The organism is Corynebacterium lowii (assembly GCF_001412085.1).
In the GTDB taxonomy this organism is placed as follows: Bacteria; Actinomycetota; Actinomycetes; order Mycobacteriales; family Mycobacteriaceae; genus Corynebacterium; species Corynebacterium lowii.
In genome coordinates this window covers 198810-217403 of sequence record NZ_LKEV01000002.1, presented here as the reverse complement: position 1 = coordinate 217403, position 18594 = coordinate 198810, and the positions used below count along the sequence as shown (strand labels likewise).

Sequence of the window (18594 nt, the reverse complement as noted above, 5' to 3'; positions counted from 1 at the left end):
ATTGTAGCGGGGCGAGGGGGTTCGGGAGTGGTTTTGGGTATGATATATGTCATATATTTCGGTATTGAGTACCTTATATTTTTCCTAGAGAATGGAGGGGTACGTTTCTAGTCGGACGAGCTGTTTCGGTCCGATGGTTTTCGTTTCAAAATCTTTGCGGAGCCGTTATGAAAATTATGCCCTATGGTTCTCTTTTACGTGCAGAAAAGAACAGTAAAACGAATGAAAGACTACTCTCAGTAGCTCCATTGAATGATAATGATTGGGCGATTGCTGTCAGGGGTGCTCAGCGCTATGAGGAGTGTGCTAAATATTTTTTCGGAGTAGATATAGATCTTGGTCTCTGGCTTGGGGATAAATATATAATGTATGGAACCCAGGACTCTTTTGAGGTAGGGGGTATGTATAGAGGTGTTCGTAGGTGGAATATAAAACCTTCGGGGTGGAGGGATGTATCATTAACTGATAGAGATAAAGAAGCTGGTTCTTTTTTAACTCAGGCTAGTTCTTTCGGGATTGCCTGGGCTTATATAATGCGATCATTTGTTTGGGAACTATTTTTTAGGACTGACGCCTGGCGTTCTAGTGGCCGAGTCTCATTTTTTAAAGATGAACGTAGTGGTCAGGTAGATTCTATCCTTGTCGGAAAAGGGGATGAAAGTCTAAATTATGATGCTATTTGGTGGAACAAGGAAATTGATCCAGATTGGAAAATGGGAGAGGACTATCCATTTACCGGAGAAGGGTATGTGCATTTTCTAAAAGCGGATAGATCTTATTGGTATAAGGATGTGTTTGAAAGGCAAATGGACTTATCGTGGAGCTTAGGTATGGATATTGAAGAGTGGGTAGATATTTTATTTATGAAAGGTATGGAATTATGAGAATCATGCCATACGGGGCGCTGCCTCTTGCGGAAGATGTTAAGAACAATGGTGATGATTTTCTCCAGATTTCTCCACTTTCAGACGAGGACTGGTCGATCGCTGTCAGAGGTATTCGGCGGTATGAGGAGTGTGCATGGCATTATTTTGGAAAATATGAAAATCGTGGACTGTGGCTAGGGGATAAGTACCTCATGTATGGAGAAAATAGCCCACACAGACTAGCGGGAGATTATGTGGGAGTTCGGCGTCGGGGAAATTTCTATCGTGCATGGATTAAGAGTGGTCTTTCTGACAGGGGAGAAGAAGGTAGAGGTCTGAGTAATTTTGGGTCATTTGATCTTGTCTGGAAAGCTGTCCTTAGAAGTTTGGCTACCGATTTCTTTTGGCGTTGTGATTCTTGGAGAAAAGTTGGAAGAGTGAAATTTTTTGAGGGGAAGATTCCCGATGCAGTAGGATTGATTGAAATTGGGAGGGATGGGTTTCCCGTTAATGAACTACATGGAGAGGCTCTTGACTATTGGGGGTCAATATTAAATCGGTCAAATGTTAGTTATAAAAATATTCATGAAGGAAAATCGATGATGGGGGTGGGGTGCATACTTTATAGTAAAGATAATGATGATTTTTGGTATCATACAGTCAATTCTGGACAGTCGGACATATCTTGGAGTTTTGGCCTTGAAATTGAGGATTGGGTAGATCTTCTATTTGAGGAAGGTATGAAGTGATGTTGAAGGGTATTTCTGATTATGTCTAACGCGGAAAAGAAAATTATAGATAGGCTGGGTAGCCTCAACGGAAATTATATGTGGAATGACACTGATAGTTTCCCCATGCGGTCGTTGCCACCGTGGATAAGGCTTTATCCATATGTCAAACTTGCGCGCACGGATGTTCCTCTGCCGGAAGGGATGAACGTTCGGAGTGGATTGGCCGCTCCGGCTTTCGAGCAACCTGGTGGCGCTACGATATATCTTTTCCAAAAGCCAATGTTTGAAGGTGGCAGGAAAGTTGGTGATGAGTTCGTCTCTGTTCAAGAACTGCTCACCAAGGGCCTTGTAGAGATCGTGGAGTAAGGAGATAGCTGTGCAGGTAATGGATTACGGTTCAATGAAGTGGGCTGAGCAGCATGCCACCGAGGTGCCTGGCTATATTCAGATTGCTCCTTTGCAGTCTGAGGATTGGTCTGTGGCCGTGCGTGGCGTGCAGCGCTATGAGGAATGTGTGCAGCACTACTTTGGTGAGGAGATTAATCGAGGACTTTGGCTTGGGGATACTTATGTGATGTATGGCGAAGATTCTCCGTTGGAGATTAGCGCCGGTTACGTGGGTGTACGCCGCCGGAAACGTTATCCCGCAGGTTGGGTTGCTCGTGTCTTGGGGGATAGGAATAAGGAGATTTCTGGGGGGATTGACCAGGCTGGCTGCTTTGACGTGGCATGGAAGCAGGTGATGTGGTGGTGCGTGATAGGGCATTTCCTGCTGTCCTCGGATTGGAGAAAGCAGGGTCGCGTCTCGTTCTTCCGGGGTGAGGTGGCTCCGGGCTGTTCGGTATTTAATCTCGATGTGCAAGAGGATGCGAACGAGGGATCGCGTTGGGGTTTTAAAAAGACGAAAGGGGAGGATGCTTGGCGCCGCCGGAATGGTTTGCCGGATCGTTCTGCATCCACTTCTGATTTTGAGCTAGGGGCAGGTTATATATTTACCTCTGATAAGCAGCCCGGCCAGTGGTATAGGGATAATGTAGATTCCTTAACTGATTTAACCTGGGCGCTGGGAGTGGACGTGGAAGATTATATAGATAGGCTATTCCGGGCAGGTTTATCGGAATAAGGATAGTGGGATATTCTAGGTAAATCGTGCTGGCGTTATTCTTCTTCTCTCCTTTTCTGCTCTGCATAGTGCTGATGGTTTGTATCAGGTTAGGTAAGACCGGTCGCACATTACGTAGAGCGATGGAGTTTCGAGGCTATGTCTCTCTGTGTCCTGTCGCAGCCTTCTTGTTTTATTTACTGTTTCTTCTCGTTCCGGGCCTGTTTCTTGCTTGGTTTTTTGTTACTGTTACCCTATTTATGGTGTGGTTCTTTCTCTTCTTTCTTACCATGCTTGAAGCGCAAGAGAGGCTCGATGATTGGATGGACTTGAGCTACCACGTTCTGTGCATGCGCGTGGTGTTTTGTGTGTGGTTAATAAGGGCAGAGCGTCTTTGTTATTTGAGAAAGAGGTGGCCCGCCGCCACGCGCTTCATTAACGAGAAATGGGCCAGACTTTGTGTGGACGTGCATGAGGCGGGGATTGGCGATCTGGCAAAGAATATAGGCTACGGAGGGTTTGAACCGTATTTTCGCACCGAAGTACAGCTCATTGATGGCCGTAATCGGCGGCGGAAGTGGGACCGCCGGGCGGGGAGGTGAAAGGCGGAACCAAAAAGAAGCAGCCCTCACCCCTTCAAATAACTCAGCACCGCCGCCGCTCCCGCGCGAGTGGCGGCCTGCACGGTGGGTTCGTAATCGGGCAGGAAGGTGGACATGTGGTTCACCGGAACGTCCTCGCCCACGCTGTTATTGGCCACGGCCTTATCCCACATCTCCCGCGGGGTGCAGCCCACCAGCCAGAAGAGGTAGGGTACGCCCAGGGCGCGGGGCACGTGGGAGAAGTCCTCGGAAACGGTGGATCGGGTGGAGTCTACGGAATCGGGGCCAAATACGTCATCGAAAATCGGGCGCACCCGCTCAAATACGGCGGGGGAGTTATCGGTGAGTTCCCCGTGGGAGAAGAACTCGAATTGCGGAGGTTGGGGCGAACCAGAGGCCTCACACTCGGCGGTCACCACGCGCCGAATGGCGCGCAGCACGTGGCGTTTGACGTCCTCGCTATAGAAGCGGCAGTTCAGCACGATCTCGGCGGTATTGGGAATGATGTTATTGGTATTTCCGGCCCGCAGGGAGCCCACGGTTACCACGGCGAACTCGTTGGGGTCCACCTCGCGGCCCACGATGCCCTGGAGGCGTACCACGATCATGGCGGCCAGGTAGGAGGCGTCGATGGAGCGGTGGGGCATGGAGCCGTGGGCGCTGCGCCCGGTCACAGTAATGCGGATGGAGTTGGTGGCGGCCAGTTGGGCGCCGGGCATGGTCTGTACCTCGCCGGCACGGCCGGGCATGACGTGCTGGGCAAAGCACACGTCGGGCTTGGGTATGTGGCGGGCGAGTCCATCGGCCACCATTGCGTCGGCGCCGGTGCCGGTTTCCTCGGCGGGCTGGAAGAGGGCCACGAAGGTGCCGTTCCAGTGCTCGCGGGTGGCGTCGAGAAGCGCGCACACGCCCATGAGTGCGGTGGTGTGCATGTCGTGCCCGCAGGCGTGCATGACGGGGGTGGTGGAGCCGTCGGGGCGGGCCTGGACGCGGGTGGAGGCGTAGGGGACGTCGGTTTCTTCCTTGACGGGCAGGGCGTCGAAGTCCGCGCGCATGAGTGCGGTGGGGCCTTCGCCGTTGCGGAAGATGGCGATGATGCCGAACCCGCCGATCTGGGTGATGACCTCGCAGTTAAAGCGTTCCAGCATGGTTTCGATGCGGTGCGCGGTGGCGCGCTCTAGCCCGGAGAGTTCCGGGTGCTCGTGAAGATCCTCGTAGAAGGCGCGCTGGAAGGAAAGATCGGCGGAATTGGATTGCAACAACTGAGCAATGGTGCCCATCGGTGACGTTTCACTCCTATGAAAAAATGTGGGTTGCCACCATCATAGAACCATTCCCGTGCTTTTCTAGTTAGGCTTGCCTCATGCCACAGATTCAGTTTGATGTGTTGATTCCCGACGCCCGCGCCGAGGAACTCCGCGGGGCTTTCAACAAGGCGGGGCAACGGTTGCAGGAGGCAGGCCGGGTGCGCGAGATTGCGTTGGACTATGACCCCGAACCTGCCATGGCCGCCGGGGTGACGGAGCAGTTGAGCGAGATCTTCGAGCGGGAGCACGAGGGGAAAACCCTAGAGCAGGCTCGGGTGCGTCGCTATACCCTCAGCGTGGAGGGAGTGGCGGGCTCAGTGAATGAACTCACCATGAGCCTTTCGCGGATTCTCACCCCGCAGGCCGATCTGCCGCATGATCCGGTGCTGTTGGAAAACGAGGCCGCCCACGAGCAGCCCGCGCACTACCCCTGGACGGTGGAGGTGCGCAGGTAGTCCTGCGCTATGCGACGCCCGGCGTCGATAAGCTGCGCCCGATCGTCCGGGGTGTCGATGAGCAGGGTGACCCGTGCCCCGGCGGGTGCTTCGCCGTGCACGGAGCCCGTGGCCACCGCCACGGGGGTGCGATGGGGATGGGCGAGGTCGAGCACGGTGCCTACCACCTTGCCCTGGGTGGACTGCTCGTCGAGGCGGCCCTCGCCGGTAATCACGAGGTCGGCGCGTTCTATCAGCGCGTCTAATCCTAGCGAGGCTGCCACCACGGGAGCGCCCGGCAGGAGGCGGATATGGGAATCATCCCCGTGGAGGATGCGCGAAAGCCAGGTCAGCCCGATGCCCAGCCCTCCGGCGGCCCCCATGCCGGGGGTGCTGGGATCGACGTCGAGGAGTTCGCAAAGGTGGCTCAATCCGGCGTCGAGAATGGCAATGTCCTCGGGCTCGGCTCCCTTTTGCGGTCCGAAGGTGGCCGCCGCGCCCTTGGGGCCAGTGGCGGGGGAGTGGACGTCGCACAGCAGCACCCACTCGCTGGCGGCGGCGGGGATATTGAGCTGGGCTGTATCTATATCGGCGATGGCGGAGAGGTAGCCGCCGCCCTTGGGCACGGCGTAGCCGCGCGGGTTGAGTGGGGTGGCGCCCAGGGCCACGAGGATTCCCGTGCCGCCGTCGATGGTGGCGGTGCCGCCGAGCGCCAGGGTGATGCAGCGGGCACCTCGCGTCTGCGCGTCCGCGATGAGCACCCCGGTGCCGTAGGTATCGCCGGTCAGCGGCACCGGGCTCGTGGCCACGGCGGGCAGCCCGGAAGCGGCCGCGACGTCGATATAGGCGGTGGCCGTGGCCTCGTCGTAGAGGTAGCTGGCCTCGGTGAGACGCCCGGCGGCGTCGGTAGTGGGCAAGGTGATGGTGCGTCCGCTAAACGACGCCGCCGTGCCCTCCCCACCGTCGGCCATCGGGGCCAGGACGATCTCGGCGTGGGGGAGGACCTTGCGCACCCCCTCCCCGAGGTAGCGTGCGGCGTCGGAGGCGCTGGCGCGACCCTTGTAGGAATCGGGGGCGATGACGATGGTGGGGCTCGTATTTTCGGTCACGCGACCAATGTTACTTATGTGCCCTGAGCATGGGAAATGCTGGGGTGGTGAAAGAAAGTTGCCCCACGAGGGCAATACCTGTGCTTTAATTGAAATGTCTTTGAGGCAACTACGGCGCGGCCCGGTCAGGGTGGCGCCACAAGAGGAAAGGAATCTCCGTGTCCATCGAAGAGCAGGTATCCAGCTATTACGACATGTTGCTCAAGCGCAACGCCGGCGAGCCCGAGTTCCATCAGGCCGTGGCCGAGGTGCTTGACTCGCTCAAGATCGTGCTGGAAAAGGACCCCCATTACGCGGACTACGGCCTGATTCAACGCCTGTGCGAGCCGGAGCGGCAGCTCATCTTCCGCGTGCCGTGGGTGGATGACCAGGGCGTGGTGCAGGTCAATCGCGGTTTCCGCGTGCAGTTCAACTCCGCGCTCGGCCCCTACAAGGGTGGCCTGCGCTTCCATCCCTCGGTGAACCTGGGCATCATCAAGTTCCTGGGCTTCGAGCAGATCTTCAAGAACTCGCTCACCGGCCTGCCCATCGGCGGCGGCAAGGGCGGCTCGGACTTCGACCCCAAGGGCAAGAGCGACGGAGAGGTCATGCGCTTCTGCCAGTCCTTCATGACGGAACTGCACCGCCACATCGGTGAGTACCGCGACGTGCCCGCCGGTGACATCGGCGTGGGTGGTCGCGAGATCGGCTACCTCTTTGGTCAGTACCGCCGCCTGGCTAACCAGCACGAGTCCGGCGTGCTCACCGGCAAGGGCCTGACCTGGGGCGGTTCCCTGGTGCGCACCGAGGCCACCGGCTACGGCTGTGTGTACCTCACCGAGGAAATGATGAAGGCCCACGGGGAAAACCTCGACGGCGCCAAGGTCGTTGTTTCCGGTTCCGGCAACGTGGCTATCTACGCCATCGAAAAGGCCCAAGAACTGGGCGCCACCGTGATCGCCTTCTCCGATTCCTCCGGCTGGGTGGAAACCCCCAACGGCGTGGATGTGGAACTGCTAAAGGACATCAAGGAGGTGCGCCGCGCCCGCGTCTCCGAGTACATCGAGCAGGCCGAGGGAGCCGTGTATCACACCGAGGGCAGCCTGTGGGACCTGGCTTGCGACGTCGCCCTGCCGTGCGCCACGCAGAACGAGCTGGACGGCGATCATGCTCGCACCCTGGCTTCCAATGGTTGCCGCTACGTGGCAGAGGGTGCGAACATGCCCTCCACTGCCGAGGCTATCGAGGTATTCCGCAAGGAGGGCGTGCACTTTGCCCCCGGCAAGGCCGCTAATGCCGGTGGTGTGGCTACCTCCGCGCTGGAGATGCAGCAGAACGCCTCCCGCGATTCCTGGAGCTTTGAGTACACCGATGAACGTCTGCACAAGATCATGTCCAATATCTTCAAGGCGGCCGATCGCACCGCTAAGGAGTACGGCCATGAGGGTGACTATGTTGTGGGTGCCAACATCGCCGGCTTTAAGAAGGTGGCCGACGCCATGCTGGCGCAGGGCATCATCTAACCTGCGGTAATAGATTGAAGCGGCCCGCGTTATGCGGGCCGTTCTTTTTTATTTGGGGGTGATATGGGGGAGGGGAGGGAAGATTTTTTATTCAAAATTGCCCACAGTGGCGGTGAAGGTGATACCATCCCTTTTTGATAGCGCAAGAAAACTATCCTATGACTCCCCTCACGCTATCTAAACTTTGAGGTGAGCAGCATGTAATCCAGGTAAGGAGACCTCCATGGGGCACATCAGGAAGATTCGATTCACCGCCATCATGGCTGGAAGCGCCCTGGTAACAGCGGGTGTGGGTGTGGCAATGGCGCAGGGAGGTATTTCTGCAAACCTGGCACTTTCTAACACCATCTTCTCCATGCAGGTGAGCGACATGGAGGCTCAGGGTATGAGCCTCTTCGTGGACAATGAGGAAATCCGCGATGGGCAAACCGGCGTGACCCGCTTGAAGCTGGAACAAGCCGCTATCAGTGACCTGTGCATGTCCATGCCCATCAAGGTTCCGGGCCTGGGCGAGCGCAAGTTCCAGATGATCGCTGGTGGCCCCAGCACCACGGCCTCGAACCTGGTGATTGGTGCTAAGGAGCTCGATGGTGCCCTCACGATGGTGAACCCCCAAATCGGTGTGGATGCTAAACAGCTTTCCGATAAGGCCGAGCCGGGTGCCAGCGCCATCGTGGCTCAGGGCTTGATGGCGCAGGGGCAGAAGATCAGGGCCACCTCCGTGTCCGCTGATAAACTCACGGCGTCAGGCTCGAAGATCACCATTGAGGAGGCGGATAAGGGTGTCTGCTAATCACGAGGGGCCAGAAGGGGATAACGAGGTCACTCGTGACCTCGGCCCTGTGGCTTCGGCTTCCGAGGCACCCGCGGAGGTTGATTCTCGATTTCAGCCTGCTCATGCCGCAGAATCCGCAACCGATCCCGCCGAGGAAAAAAGCGCCACCGAAAAGCTCGAAAAGAACAACAAGCGTTTTACTTCCTGGCGCAAGCAGCGTCCTTTTGGGGCCGGTCTGGTGATGATGTTCGCCGGAGCGGTGATTATGACTCCGGCGTACCTGGCCTTTGAAATCTCCAATATCCAGGTGCAAATTTCTACCATCTCCGGGGTATCCACCCTCATCATTGGTGTGCTGCTCATCGTGTGCGGCTTCCTCACCTGGTTCAGAGGAGAGGGGCGCATTCTCACCGGCGTGGTTTCGCTCATTCTGGGCGTGGTGGCCTTGCCCACCTCCAATTTCGGCGGCTTCGGCCTGGGCACCTTACTGGCCCTGGTGGGTGGCGCGTTGGCGCTTTCCTGGACGGAGGCGGAAAAGGAGCCCAAGGAGCGGAAGAAGAAGCGCCGCCAGGCGGCCGGAACCAGCGTGACAGCGGCCATCGCCGCCGCGGCCCTGGGAATCACGGTGGCGGAGCCTCCCGCCGCGGAAGCCGGGCTTCTCGGCCTTCCCCGTCTCCAAGACGTGATTCCCTTCCTGCCGCAGGAAGAAAACCCCGCCGCACCGGAGAATAACGGCGGAAATAATGGGGAGAATAAGGCCCCGGAGAATAACAACCCGGCCCTACCCTCCATTCCCGGCCTGCCTCCGCTGCCGGAGATTCCCGGTGCAGAGGAATTGCGGGAGCGCGGCGAGGAAATCCTCAACGGAGAGTTCCTGGATAAGATCAAGGACACCCCGCTGCCGGAGATCCCCGGCATTGACCTCGCGGCCCCGGCTCCGCTCGATTGGACGGTTCCGCCCAGCGGTAACCGCTACACGGTGCGGGCGGATAAGACCTCGCTAGTGGGTAACGTGAAGTTCTCCTACGTGACCATCGAGACGGTTCAAGGCCCCCGCCAGGGAATCCGCATTGATGCCGACCATGCCATTTTGGATAACCTCTCGGTGAACTTCCCCGGCGATGCCTCGGGAGTGCCGCCCATCTGGCAGCGCACCGGCCCCGGCGTGATTACCACGCTAAACGGTAACTTCCACATCGTAGTGCACGAGTTGGAGGTCACCCCGCAGGTATCGGGCATTACCTCTCCCATCCCCCTGAAGCTCAGCGCGGATATGCCGCCGGAGGAGTTGAAGGCGGCCCTGCATACCCTGGGCGTGGGGGTGCCGGACGTGCTCTCGGACCAGATGGTGATGCTCAATGGAACGATGGATACGTACTTTATTTCTTCCGATGACTTTATCGCCCCGACGATGAGTCTCGCGCCTTGATCTTGAGGCTAGAGATTGAAATAGGAAGAGCGCGCTGCCCCAGCCTTCGTTAGGCTGGGGCAGCAGCATGTGGTCTACGACGCAGCAGGAGTAGTTATGAATGTATGGCTCATAATCATTATCGCCCTGCTTATTTTGGCGGTGTACTTTGCTTACCAGGGGTGGAAGCGATCGGAGAAAAATCAGCGCTCCACTGTGGGTGAGCGCCGCGATCCCTTCGCGGATACCGTGGCGCAGGATGACCGCACCTTTGGCCCCCAAAATCTGGGGCCGGGGGCGATCGTGGCTCGTGGCGGCGTGGATTATGTGGTGCGCGGAACGATCACCGTGCGCCAGGGGTACTACGTGTGGCATGAGCACCTGCTCGATGGCGGGAAGAGCAGCGAATGGCTCTCGGTGGAGATTGACGAGGGCCAACTAAAAATCTCCTGGTGGAATACCCGTGAGGACCTTTCCTTGCAGCCGGATCAGCAGCACACCGTGGCGGATGTGGATTACGTATATCAGGAAAGCGGCATAGCTCAATTCAGCAGCGAGGGCACCACGGGGCTACCGGAATCGGGAAGCGTGGAGTTCTATGACTACGCCGATGCTTCGGGATCGAGGCTTTTGGGGTTAGAGCGCTTTGGGGAGGGCTCCTGGGAGACGTCGCTCGGGGAGGCCATCACACCGGGAGAAATCACCGTCTATCCCGCACCCCGATCATGACCGGGGTGCTAGAGGCACAGGTGGAACCCACCGATGTGCGCGCGGAGGACTTAGCTTTGCGTATCGACGGCCCCCTGCCGCAGGATCTTCTTGCGGAACAATGGTTGAGCCGTGGGGAATACCGCCTGCACCTGGCCGTATTAGGAGCCTCCCACGTGGTGAGCCTGCATGGCTCGAATCGTGCTTCTGGGGCGGAGGCGTTGCTAGTGCGCGAGGAGATTTCCACGACGGCCCCGCGCGGTATCCGCCCGCTGCCGGAGGCGTACACGCGGGAGGGATACAGCCTGCACACGTGGATATTCCAGCACGATGATTTCGAGGCCGCCGCTGCCCTGGTGGCGCAGGAATCGTGGTTGGTGGTGCGATTTCCCGGCATAGGCCCCTATCACCTCACGGCTGTGCGCGCCGAATGGACCAAGCACGGGGTGCGATGGGAAACCCGCCACTGCTATCCCGGCCAGAGCACCATCGTGGGAACGCGCAGCAAGGTGCGGCTATGAAGTCCTCTTCCTATTACTTTGCCTCGCTGTGCTGCCTGCTCTTAGCCGCGGTGGCTTTTATATTTATGAGCAACCAAGATAGCTCCGTTGCCTCCGGGATACCCAAGAACTATGAGCGCGCTGCGGGGGATACGTTCTACTGTCAGGGCACCCCGGAGGAGGTTGCCGATGAAATAGAGCAGAAGATAAAACCAGCCCAATCGCGGGCCACGGATCAAAGCACGGGTTCGGTGTATCTGCGCTATGAGCATAACCTGGTGGAAATATCCGGGCAGGGGGAGGAGTGCCGGATAAATCTGGAAGATTTGAACCGCGTTAACGGTGGTTCCTTCATCTACTTAGGCCCCGGTTTCCGCCCCGCCTCTCCTAGTAGTTCCTCCGGTGGCTCCTCGGGTTCGGGTTCCGGTGCTGGTTCGGTGAAATAGAAAGGCGATGCCATGTTGCCCAGTTCCCTCATAGGTACTGTGTCCTACTTTGCGCTTTCCGCGCTGATTCTTCTGGTGGGCTTCCTCATCCTCGATGTGCTCACTCCCGGAAAATTGGTGCGCCTGGTTTTTGCCCATCATCTTCCTAATGCCGCCGTGCTGGCGGCGGCACAGCAGATTTCCCTGGGAATTATCATCTGCTCTGCCATTTATCATTCACCGGCGGAGTTACTGCCGGGTCTGCTCACCACGGCGGCCTATGCCGGGGTGGGTTTGCTGCTTCAGGCATTCTCCTTGGTGATGATGGAGGTGCTGATTCCTACCAGAATCAGGGATGTGGTGGAGGATGCTCGGCTGCGTTCGGGGGCGGTGGTCATAGCCATTGCGCTTATCGTGGTGGCCGCCATTAACGCCGCCTGCATGTCATGAGAGGTAGCGGACAACGCTGGTGGAGGTTTCTCCTCCTCGTCTCGGTGGCGATCTGTGCGGCCTGTGGGCTGGTTTATGAGCTCGCTCTTATCTCCCTAGCCACCTCCACCGGGGGCGGCGGCATCGTGGAGACCTCCCTCATCGTGGCCGGATACGTGGCGGCCCTGGGCGTGGGCGCGGTGCTGGTGCGCCCATTGCTGCGCTGGCCTGCGGAATCTTTCCTTGCCGTGGAGGCCGTGCTGGGAATCGTGGGTGGCTTTTCCGCTATGGCGCTCTATGCCGTCTTTGCCGTGATCGGGCAATCCGTGGTGGCCCTGGTATTGGCCACGGCGGTGCTGGGAATGTTGGTGGGCGCGGAGTTACCCCTCCTGCTCACCTTGGTTCAGCAGGGGCAGTTGGTGGATGCGCGGGGTGCGGGGAGGGTCGTCGCCACGCTCAATGCTGCCGATTATGTGGGTGCGTTGTTGGGTGGGCTGGCCTGGCCCTTTTTATTGCTGCCTTTATTCGGCCTCATCCGGGGCACCGCCGCCGCAGGATTATTGAATCTGGTGGCGGCGTTATTCCTGGCCTGCGTGGTGCTGCGTTCGCGGCTTTCGCGGCGTCGAATGTGGGTGGCAAGCTCGGGATTGGTAGCGGGAATTGCCTTGATAGTAACGCTGCTTTTCCTTTCTCCATCCTGGGTGGTGACGGCGCGCCAGCAGCTCTATGCCGATCCTGTGGTATATGCGCACCAGTCGCAATATCAGGACATTGTGGTGACGCAACGGGGGAAGGATCGCCGTTTGTATTTGAATGGTGGCCTGCAATATTCCACGCGGGATGAGTACCGCTATACAGAATCCCTGGTGTATCCGGCGTTGCGGAATAAAGGGGAAAGGGTATTGGTGATTGGCGGTGGCGATGGTCTGGCAGCTAAGGAATTAAGCGCGATGGAAGCCCAGATTGTGCAGGTGGAGCTTGACCCCGAGGTGATTGAGGTAGCCAATACGGTGCTGCGGGAGGATAACGGCGGGGCCTTGGAGGGGGATAACGTGCAGCTCATCGTAGACGATGCTTTTACCTGGCTGCGCAAGGGCGGCGATGGCACGCGCTTTGATGCGGTGATTATTGATCTTCCCGACCCCGATAATGAGACGATGGCGCGGTTATATTCCGAGGAGTTTTATACCCTTGCGCGTTCCGTATTATCCCCGCAAGGGCGCATGACGGTGCAGGCATCCTCGGCTTATTCCACCCCGGATGTTTTTTGGAGGGTGCGAGCCACCTTGGAATCCGCGGGCTGCGGGGAGGTGGTGCCTTATCACGTGATGGTCCCCACCTTTGGCGATTGGGGTTTTCACCTATGCGCCCCGGAGGGGGAGTCGCTGAGCCTACCGCCGGATACGCCGCCGCTGCGCTTTGTCAGTGAGGAGACTCTGGCGGCCGCCCGCGTGTTTGGGGCGGATAATCAGCCGCAGGATATGGAGCCCTCCACCCTCGATAGGCCCTTCATCGTGGATGATATGCGCCGGGGTTATCGCTGACCTGGACTTCTGACCTGGCCTAATGATGTGCGCGTGGGGGAACAGGTAACATTTTCCCCATGTACCGCGTATTCGAAGCCCTGGATGAACTGGTCCAAACAGTGGAGCAGGCATACGGCGTGCCGATGACCTCTAACTGCATGGTTCCTCGCAACGACGTGCTTGCCCTCCTCGACGATCTTCGCAATGCCCTCCCCATTGAGATTGATGATGCGCAGGACGTCCTGGATAAGCAGGATGAGATTCTGCGTGGGGCGGAGGAACGCGCCAGCACCATCGTGGCGGACGCGGACGCGCAGGCCACGGAGATCGTCGATAGTGCACAGCGCGAGGCCGGGGAGATGGTAGCCGATGCCCAGCACCGCGCCACCTCCGTGGTGGCCCGAGCCGAGGACGACGCTCACCAGACGGTGACGCGGGCGCGCCAGGAGGCCGAGGACACGTTGGCGAGGGCGCAGTCCGAGGCCGATCGACTGATCGCGGACGGCAACGATTCCTACCAGCGCAGCGTGGACGAGGGCCTGGCGGAACAGAATCGTTTGGTCTCCGAGTCCGAGGTGGTGCGCCGCGCCAACGAGGAGGCTCACCGCGTGGTGGACGCCGCGCATGCCGATTCCAAGAAGCTGCGCAGCGAATGCGATCAGTTTGTGGACGGCAAACTCGCGGACTTCGAGGAGACCCTTTCCGGGGTGCTGCGTACCGTTTCGCGCGATCGCGCCGCCCTGCGCCGGGGTGCGGGGGCCGCTGGCGCGAGCCGGGAACAGCGCGAACCCTACGGCTACGAGGATTAGCAGCACAGGGGTAGGCTTGCCGGTGCTATGAACTCACCATTTATTTTTGATGTTTCGGGCCTCATGCACTCTGCGGCCACTGCCGAGCGACGCAGCCTCACCGGGCCATCGCCGCAGCGTATCGGCGCCGCCATGATCGCTATTCCCGAGGGCGAGCAGGTCACGGTGGAGGCGATGGTGACTCCGCTGGGCAGCGGAATCCTCGTGGACGCGGATATTCACGCAATGCTGCGCGGGCAATGCGTGCGCTGCCTGGCCGATATTCACCAGGAGGGAAACTTCCACATCAGCCAGGTATTTGCGGGTTCCGAGGACTTCATCACCGACCTCAGCGGTGAGGAGGATGAAGAGGACGATACCCCGCAGATCGAGGACGATCAGGTTAATATCCTTCAAGCGGTGACCGATGAGGTGGGGCTCACCCTGCCTTTTAATCCCACGTGCCCGGAGGGGTGCGCCCAAGATGAACAGGCCGCACCCGCTCCCGACGGCGTATCGGGGGAGGACGAGGATTCTCTGCCCGATCCGCGTTGGGCTGGGTTGGAGAAGTTCTTGTGAGCAAGAAGAATCGTTTGAGCGGGCAGGAAGCTCTCGACGCCGCCTTCGGAGCTATCGACCACCGCCCGCTTCTGGAACGCCTCGGGGTGGAGATCAGCGACGAGGGCCTGCGCCTGGCTCTGACTCACCGTTCCTTTGCCAATGAAAATGGCATGCTCCCTAATAACGAGCGCCTGGAGTTCTTGGGTGATGCCGTTTTGGGTCTTTCGGTGGCCACGCAGCTTTATATGCAGTATCCCACCAGCCCGGAATCGGAAATATCCAAGATGCGGGCGGGTATTGTTTCCCGCTACGGCTGTGCGGATATTGCGCGAGATATTCACCTGGGTGACCACCTCTTGCTGGGCAAGGGGGAATTGGCTACCGGGGGGCGGAAGAAGGAGTCGATACTTGCCGACGCCACGGAGGCCATCCTCGGCGTGATCTACCGCGAGCACGGCTTTGAGGTGGCGCGCGAGGTTATCCTGCGGCTCTTTGGCCACAAGATCGACACCGCCACGGCTAAGGGCCGCCACGAGGATTGGAAAACGGTGCTTCAAGAGCGCCTGGCAGAACTCAAACTGCCGATGGCGGTGTACGAGGCCACGTCCACCGGCCCGGAACACGATCTGCTTTTCAGCGCCACCGCGGCGGTCAACGGACACGCGATTGGTTCTGGCACCGGGCAAAATAAGAAGGTGGCGGAGCAAGAAGCCGCGCACCGGGCGTGCTTGGCTCTCTCCGATCCACAGGTGCGCGCCACTGTGAGCATTGAGGTCGGGGAGGCGGCCTCCCCCGAAGTGGAAAGCACTCATGCCTGAACTCCCCGAGGTCGAGGTGGTGCGCCGGGGCCTCGAAACCCACGTGGTGGGCCATAACCTCAACCACGTACAGGTGTGGCACCCGCGCGCGGCGCGGAACCAGCCGGGCGGGGGAGCAGAGATCGAAAACCTCCTGGAGGGGGTTCGACTCACTGGGGCGCACCGCCGTGGAAAGTTTCTGTGGCTGAGCACCGATACCCCACAGCACCTCCTCGTACATCTGGGCATGAGTGGGCAAATGCTCATCAAGGATCACCCCGAGCCACACCCGCACCTGCGCGCTAGCGCTCGGCTTTCCAGCGGGAAGTGGCTGCACTTTATTGACCAACGCACCTTTGGTTATTGGCGAGCCACCACGGCAGACGAGCGTGGTATTCCGCTTCCGGTAGCCCATATTGCACCAGACCTCCTGGACCCGTGCCTGGATATTCCAGCTTTGGCCCGGCGCATGAAGTCCCGTTCCACGGAGATCAAAAGAGTACTGCTCAATCAGGAGGTCATCTCCGGCATTGGCAATATCTACGCCGATGAAATGCTCTGGGCCACCCGCCTGCACGGCAGGCAAAACGCCGCGCGGATCAGCCAGGCCCGGCTGGAGGAACTGCTGTTGGCGGGGCGTCGGGTGATGGAAAAGGCCCTGGAACAGGGCGGTACCTCTTTTGATTCCCTTTACGTGAACGTCAATGGAGAATCGGGCTATTTTGATGTGAGCCTGCATGCCTATGGCAGGCAAGGGCAGCCTTGCTCGCGCTGCGGCACGGCGATGGTGCGGGAGGACTTTATGAACCGCGGTAGCCATTACTGCCCGCATTGCCAGCGGCGTTATTAGTGAGTTCTGTACTATGCAGCCTATGGGGAGTGCACGCGAACGTGAACAGTATGAGCGTTTGGTTCTAGATCGTGTTGCCGCCCTCCGAGAGGGAAGAGTAACCCCGCTCAGCGATAGGGAGGTGCGCGAGCAGTTAGGGTTAGACGATACGCCTAACCCCGATGCGCTGGCGTGGATTGAGTAGATTTTTCTTGGCCGCAGCGTCTTCGTCGTAGAGGCGGGGCACCGCTCGCGGATTTATGACTGAGCAGGTCAGCCATTACTGTCCGCATTGCCAGCGGCGTTATTAGCCAGCGTTAGTAGATACTGCCGGGAAACGGTAATCTTTTGCGCATGGATTTTCTGGTTGGTGCCGTGGAGGCATTTAATACCGAGTTTTGGAAGTGGTGGGTCGTACCTGTTCTGGTGATTTCCGGCCTGGCGTACTGCTTCCGCACGGCCCTGGTGCAGATTCGCTTCTTGCCGGATATGTTCCGTTCCGTGGTGGAAAAGCCCTCGGATATTTCCGAGGGCACTCAGGGCATCTCCGCCTTCAAGGCCTTTACGATGTCGGCGGCGTCGAGAGTGGGCACCGGCAACGTGGCGGGCGTGGCGCTGGCTATTGCCGTGGGCGGGCCGGGCGCGGTGTTCTGGATGTGGTGCCTGGCGATTATCGGTGGCGCTACTTCCTTTATCGAGTCCACGGTGGCCCAGGTGTACAAGGTGCGCGATAAGGACTCTTATCGTGGTGGCCCGGCCTATTACATGGCGCGCGCCCTGGGCTGGAAGCCCCTGGCCGTGCTTTTCGCCGTGGTGATTTGCGTGACCTACGGTTTTGTTTTTAACGCGGTGCAGTCCAATTCCATTAGCACGGCGGTATCCACCTCCCTCAACCTGGAGGGTTCGTCCGCTAACGCGCTCATCGGGGTGGTGCTGGCGGTGCTCACGCTGGCTATCGTTTTCGGCGGAGTCCAGCGCATTGCCTCCTTTACTCAAACCGTGGTTCCGGTTATGGCGGTGCTGTATATCGTTTTGGCTTTTATCGTGATTGCGCTGAACATTGACAAGGTTCCGGGCATGGTGGTGGACATCGTGGCGCACGCCTTTGGTATCCGGGAGTTCGCCGGGGCCGCATTGGTCACGGTGTTTATGCAGGGCGTACGGCGTGGCCTGTTTTCCAATGAGGCGGGCATGGGTTCGGTGCCGAACGCGGCGGCCACGGCCTCGGTATCTCACCCGGTGAAGCAGGGGCTTATCCAAACCCTCGGGGTGTACTTTGACACCCTGGTGGTCTGTTCCATGACGGCCTTTATTATTTTGCTGGCCGGCCAGGACCTCAACGGTTCCGAGGGCATGGAAATCACCCAGCACGCCCTGGCGGCTTCCGTAGGACAGTGGGGTATTCACTTCCTCACCGTCATCATTATCTTCCTGGCCTATTCCTCGATCATCGGCAATTACTATTACGGTGAATCGAATATCGAATACCTGGCGGGTAAACAGCGCAGCAAACGCTGGCTGACGGCCTTCCGCGTGCTGGTGGCCTTGTGCGTCTTTGGCGGCGCCATCGGCTCGGTGCCCCTGGTATGGGCGCTGGCGGACGTATTCAGCGGCATCATGGCCTCCATCAACCTCTTTGCCCTCGCACCGCTCAGCGGTGTGGCCGTGCTCATGCTGCGCCATTACTCCGTGCAGCGGCGCGCCGGGCTGAACCCGGTGTTCCACCGGGACGATCTGCCGCGCTCCACGCTGGGCTGGAAGTTCATGCAATCCTGGGACGGCAGCGATGCCATGACTCAGCGCGATCACCACTACGAGGGGCTGGATTACCAGTGGCACAAGTAGATACCCGCCTCACGGCTTTCGTGCACGGTCACGTGCAAGGGGTGGGTTTTCGGTGGTGGACGCGCAGCCGCGCCCTAGAGATCGGCGTGAGCGGATCGGCCACGAACCTCAGCGATGGGCGCGTATGCGTGGTGGCGGAGGGCAGCCGCGCGCAGTGCGAGGAGTTGCTGGCCCTGCTGCGCGGCGGGGATACGCCGGGGCACGTGGATGTGGTAGTGGAACAATGGGCGCAGCCCAAGGGGGAGCGGGGCTTCGTCGAGCGTTAGGAGGTAGCTTATCGACGCCCCGCCGGTACCCCGGCTGGACCACCGCGGCGTCGATAAGCCCCACGGCGAACACCTGCTAAAATG

23 protein-coding genes are annotated in these 18594 nt (G+C 59.0%); 21 read left to right on the top strand and 2 right to left on the bottom strand.

From position 1 onward, the window contains the following. Positions 1–167: 167 nt before the first annotated feature. Genes Clow_RS11700 through Clow_RS04345 form a run of 5 tightly spaced genes read left to right on the top strand, consistent with a single transcriptional unit; the run spans position 168 to position 3301 of the window. Positions 168–884 (top strand): hypothetical protein, encoded by a 717-nt coding sequence (locus Clow_RS11700; RefSeq protein WP_156334631.1) that lies wholly within the window; start codon positions 168–170, stop codon positions 882–884. Next, complete coding sequence (locus Clow_RS11695; protein WP_156334629.1) at positions 881–1615, top strand: hypothetical protein; 735 nt, start codon at positions 881–883, stop codon at positions 1613–1615. Before Clow_RS11700 ends, Clow_RS11695 begins: the two co-directional genes overlap by 4 nt. A 21-nt stretch (positions 1616–1636) precedes the next feature. After that, positions 1637–1963 (top strand): TNT domain-containing protein, encoded by a 327-nt coding sequence (locus Clow_RS04355; protein WP_055176867.1) that lies wholly within the window; start codon positions 1637–1639, stop codon positions 1961–1963. 10 nt (positions 1964–1973) lie between these two features. Then, positions 1974–2720, top strand: coding sequence for a hypothetical protein (locus Clow_RS04350; RefSeq protein WP_055176864.1), 747 nt, complete (start codon positions 1974–1976; stop codon positions 2718–2720). A 26-nt stretch (positions 2721–2746) separates the two neighbouring features. Next, entirely contained in the window at positions 2747–3301 is a 555-nt protein-coding gene (locus tag Clow_RS04345; RefSeq protein ID WP_055176862.1) for a hypothetical protein, read from the top strand. 26 nt (positions 3302–3327) lie between these two features. Here Clow_RS04345 and Clow_RS04340 read toward each other — a convergent pair whose 3' ends face one another. Further along, on the bottom strand, positions 3328–4581 hold the full coding sequence (locus Clow_RS04340; RefSeq protein WP_055176859.1) for an amidohydrolase: 1254 nt from the start codon (positions 4579–4581) through the stop codon (positions 3328–3330). 83 nt (positions 4582–4664) lie between these two features. On the opposite strand from Clow_RS04340, the gene Clow_RS04335 reads away from it, so the two are divergent. Then, positions 4665–5063 carry a hypothetical protein gene (locus Clow_RS04335; RefSeq protein WP_055176856.1) on the top strand — a complete coding sequence of 133 codons (399 nt, stop codon included), beginning with the start codon at positions 4665–4667 and terminating at the stop codon, positions 5061–5063. On the opposite strand, the gene Clow_RS04330 is transcribed toward Clow_RS04335, so the two are convergent. After that, positions 5033–6169, bottom strand: coding sequence for a glycerate kinase family protein (locus Clow_RS04330; RefSeq protein WP_370871893.1), 1137 nt, complete (start codon positions 6167–6169; stop codon positions 5033–5035). The genes Clow_RS04335 and Clow_RS04330 overlap by 31 nt on opposite strands. Before the next feature lie 140 nt (positions 6170–6309). On the opposite strand from Clow_RS04330, the gene gdhA reads away from it, so the two are divergent. The 15 genes from gdhA to Clow_RS04260 all read left to right on the top strand — a co-directional run bounded on the left by gdhA (position 6310) and on the right by Clow_RS04260 (position 18510). After that, positions 6310–7653, top strand: coding sequence for an NADP-specific glutamate dehydrogenase (gdhA, locus tag Clow_RS04325; protein WP_055176850.1), 1344 nt, complete (start codon positions 6310–6312; stop codon positions 7651–7653). Between the two features lie 223 nt (positions 7654–7876). Next, positions 7877–8446, top strand: coding sequence for a DUF6230 family protein (locus Clow_RS04320; protein ID WP_055176847.1), 570 nt, complete (start codon positions 7877–7879; stop codon positions 8444–8446). Then, positions 8436–9857, top strand: coding sequence for a DUF6114 domain-containing protein (locus Clow_RS12035; RefSeq protein ID WP_055176844.1), 1422 nt, complete (start codon positions 8436–8438; stop codon positions 9855–9857). The genes Clow_RS04320 and Clow_RS12035 overlap by 11 nt, the downstream gene beginning before the upstream one ends. Before the next feature lie 96 nt (positions 9858–9953). Continuing rightward, positions 9954–10565, top strand: a complete 612-nt coding sequence (locus Clow_RS04310; protein WP_055176840.1) for a DUF4178 domain-containing protein — start codon at positions 9954–9956, stop codon at positions 10563–10565. Beyond that, the gene (locus Clow_RS04305) at positions 10562–11065 is read left to right on the top strand and encodes a DUF2617 family protein (protein WP_055176837.1); all 504 of its coding nucleotides are present in this window, start codon (positions 10562–10564) and stop codon (positions 11063–11065) included. Before Clow_RS04310 ends, Clow_RS04305 begins: the two co-directional genes overlap by 4 nt. Next, entirely contained in the window at positions 11062–11490 is a 429-nt protein-coding gene (locus Clow_RS04300) for a DUF4247 domain-containing protein (RefSeq protein WP_055176836.1), read from the top strand. The genes Clow_RS04305 and Clow_RS04300 overlap by 4 nt, the downstream gene beginning before the upstream one ends. 12 nt (positions 11491–11502) lie before the next feature. Next, the gene (locus Clow_RS04295; RefSeq protein WP_055176833.1) at positions 11503–11919 is read left to right on the top strand and encodes a DUF350 domain-containing protein; all 417 of its coding nucleotides are present in this window, start codon (positions 11503–11505) and stop codon (positions 11917–11919) included. Continuing rightward, complete coding sequence (locus tag Clow_RS04290) at positions 11916–13442, top strand: polyamine aminopropyltransferase (RefSeq protein ID WP_055176830.1); 1527 nt, start codon at positions 11916–11918, stop codon at positions 13440–13442. The genes Clow_RS04295 and Clow_RS04290 overlap by 4 nt, the downstream gene beginning before the upstream one ends. Positions 13443–13501: 59 nt before the next feature. After that, positions 13502–14233, top strand: coding sequence for a DivIVA domain-containing protein (locus Clow_RS04285; RefSeq protein ID WP_055176827.1), 732 nt, complete (start codon positions 13502–13504; stop codon positions 14231–14233). A gap of 27 nt (positions 14234–14260) precedes the next feature. Then, the gene (locus Clow_RS04280; RefSeq protein ID WP_055176824.1) at positions 14261–14791 is read left to right on the top strand and encodes a YceD family protein; all 531 of its coding nucleotides are present in this window, start codon (positions 14261–14263) and stop codon (positions 14789–14791) included. Further along, positions 14788–15591, top strand: a complete 804-nt coding sequence (gene rnc / locus Clow_RS04275) for a ribonuclease III (RefSeq protein ID WP_055176821.1) — start codon at positions 14788–14790, stop codon at positions 15589–15591. Before Clow_RS04280 ends, rnc begins: the two co-directional genes overlap by 4 nt. Then, positions 15584–16420 (top strand): bifunctional DNA-formamidopyrimidine glycosylase/DNA-(apurinic or apyrimidinic site) lyase, encoded by an 837-nt coding sequence (mutM, locus tag Clow_RS04270; protein ID WP_055176818.1) that lies wholly within the window; start codon positions 15584–15586, stop codon positions 16418–16420. The genes rnc and mutM overlap by 8 nt, the downstream gene beginning before the upstream one ends. 22 nt (positions 16421–16442) lie before the next feature. After that, a complete protein-coding gene (locus Clow_RS11685) occupies positions 16443–16604 on the top strand; it encodes a hypothetical protein (protein WP_156334628.1) in 162 nt (53 codons plus the stop codon). Positions 16605–16753: 149 nt separating this feature from the next. Then, on the top strand, positions 16754–18244 hold the full coding sequence (locus Clow_RS04265; protein ID WP_055176815.1) for an alanine/glycine:cation symporter family protein: 1491 nt from the start codon (positions 16754–16756) through the stop codon (positions 18242–18244). Further along, positions 18232–18510, top strand: a complete 279-nt coding sequence (locus tag Clow_RS04260; RefSeq protein WP_055176812.1) for an acylphosphatase — start codon at positions 18232–18234, stop codon at positions 18508–18510. The genes Clow_RS04265 and Clow_RS04260 overlap by 13 nt, the downstream gene beginning before the upstream one ends. Positions 18511–18594 lie beyond the last annotated feature (84 nt).

Excerpts from the sequence above, each read along its gene's own strand:
- Clow_RS11700 (WP_156334631.1), top strand. The coding sequence starts at position 168 with ATGAAAATTATGCCCTATGGTTCTCTTTTACGTGCAGAAAAGAACAGT.
- Clow_RS11695 (WP_156334629.1), top strand. The coding sequence starts at position 881 with ATGAGAATCATGCCATACGGGGCGCTGCCTCTTGCGGAAGATGTTAAG.
- Clow_RS04355 (WP_055176867.1), top strand. The coding sequence starts at position 1,637 with ATGTCTAACGCGGAAAAGAAAATTATAGATAGGCTGGGTAGCCTCAAC.
- Clow_RS04340 (WP_055176859.1), bottom strand. The coding sequence starts at position 4,581 with ATGGGCACCATTGCTCAGTTGTTGCAATCCAATTCCGCCGATCTTTCC.
- Clow_RS04335 (WP_055176856.1), top strand. The coding sequence starts at position 4,665 with ATGCCACAGATTCAGTTTGATGTGTTGATTCCCGACGCCCGCGCCGAG.
- Clow_RS04320 (WP_055176847.1), top strand. The coding sequence starts at position 7,877 with ATGGGGCACATCAGGAAGATTCGATTCACCGCCATCATGGCTGGAAGC.
- Clow_RS04310 (WP_055176840.1), top strand. The coding sequence starts at position 9,954 with ATGAATGTATGGCTCATAATCATTATCGCCCTGCTTATTTTGGCGGTG.
- Clow_RS04305 (WP_055176837.1), top strand. The coding sequence starts at position 10,562 with ATGACCGGGGTGCTAGAGGCACAGGTGGAACCCACCGATGTGCGCGCG.
- Clow_RS04300 (WP_055176836.1), top strand. The coding sequence starts at position 11,062 with ATGAAGTCCTCTTCCTATTACTTTGCCTCGCTGTGCTGCCTGCTCTTA.
- Clow_RS04295 (WP_055176833.1), top strand. The coding sequence starts at position 11,503 with ATGTTGCCCAGTTCCCTCATAGGTACTGTGTCCTACTTTGCGCTTTCC.
- Clow_RS04290 (WP_055176830.1), top strand. The coding sequence starts at position 11,916 with ATGAGAGGTAGCGGACAACGCTGGTGGAGGTTTCTCCTCCTCGTCTCG.
- Clow_RS04285 (WP_055176827.1), top strand. The coding sequence starts at position 13,502 with ATGTACCGCGTATTCGAAGCCCTGGATGAACTGGTCCAAACAGTGGAG.
- Clow_RS04280 (WP_055176824.1), top strand. The coding sequence starts at position 14,261 with ATGAACTCACCATTTATTTTTGATGTTTCGGGCCTCATGCACTCTGCG.
- mutM (WP_055176818.1), top strand. The coding sequence starts at position 15,584 with ATGCCTGAACTCCCCGAGGTCGAGGTGGTGCGCCGGGGCCTCGAAACC.
- Clow_RS11685 (WP_156334628.1), top strand. The coding sequence starts at position 16,443 with ATGGGGAGTGCACGCGAACGTGAACAGTATGAGCGTTTGGTTCTAGAT.
- Clow_RS04265 (WP_055176815.1), top strand. The coding sequence starts at position 16,754 with ATGGATTTTCTGGTTGGTGCCGTGGAGGCATTTAATACCGAGTTTTGG.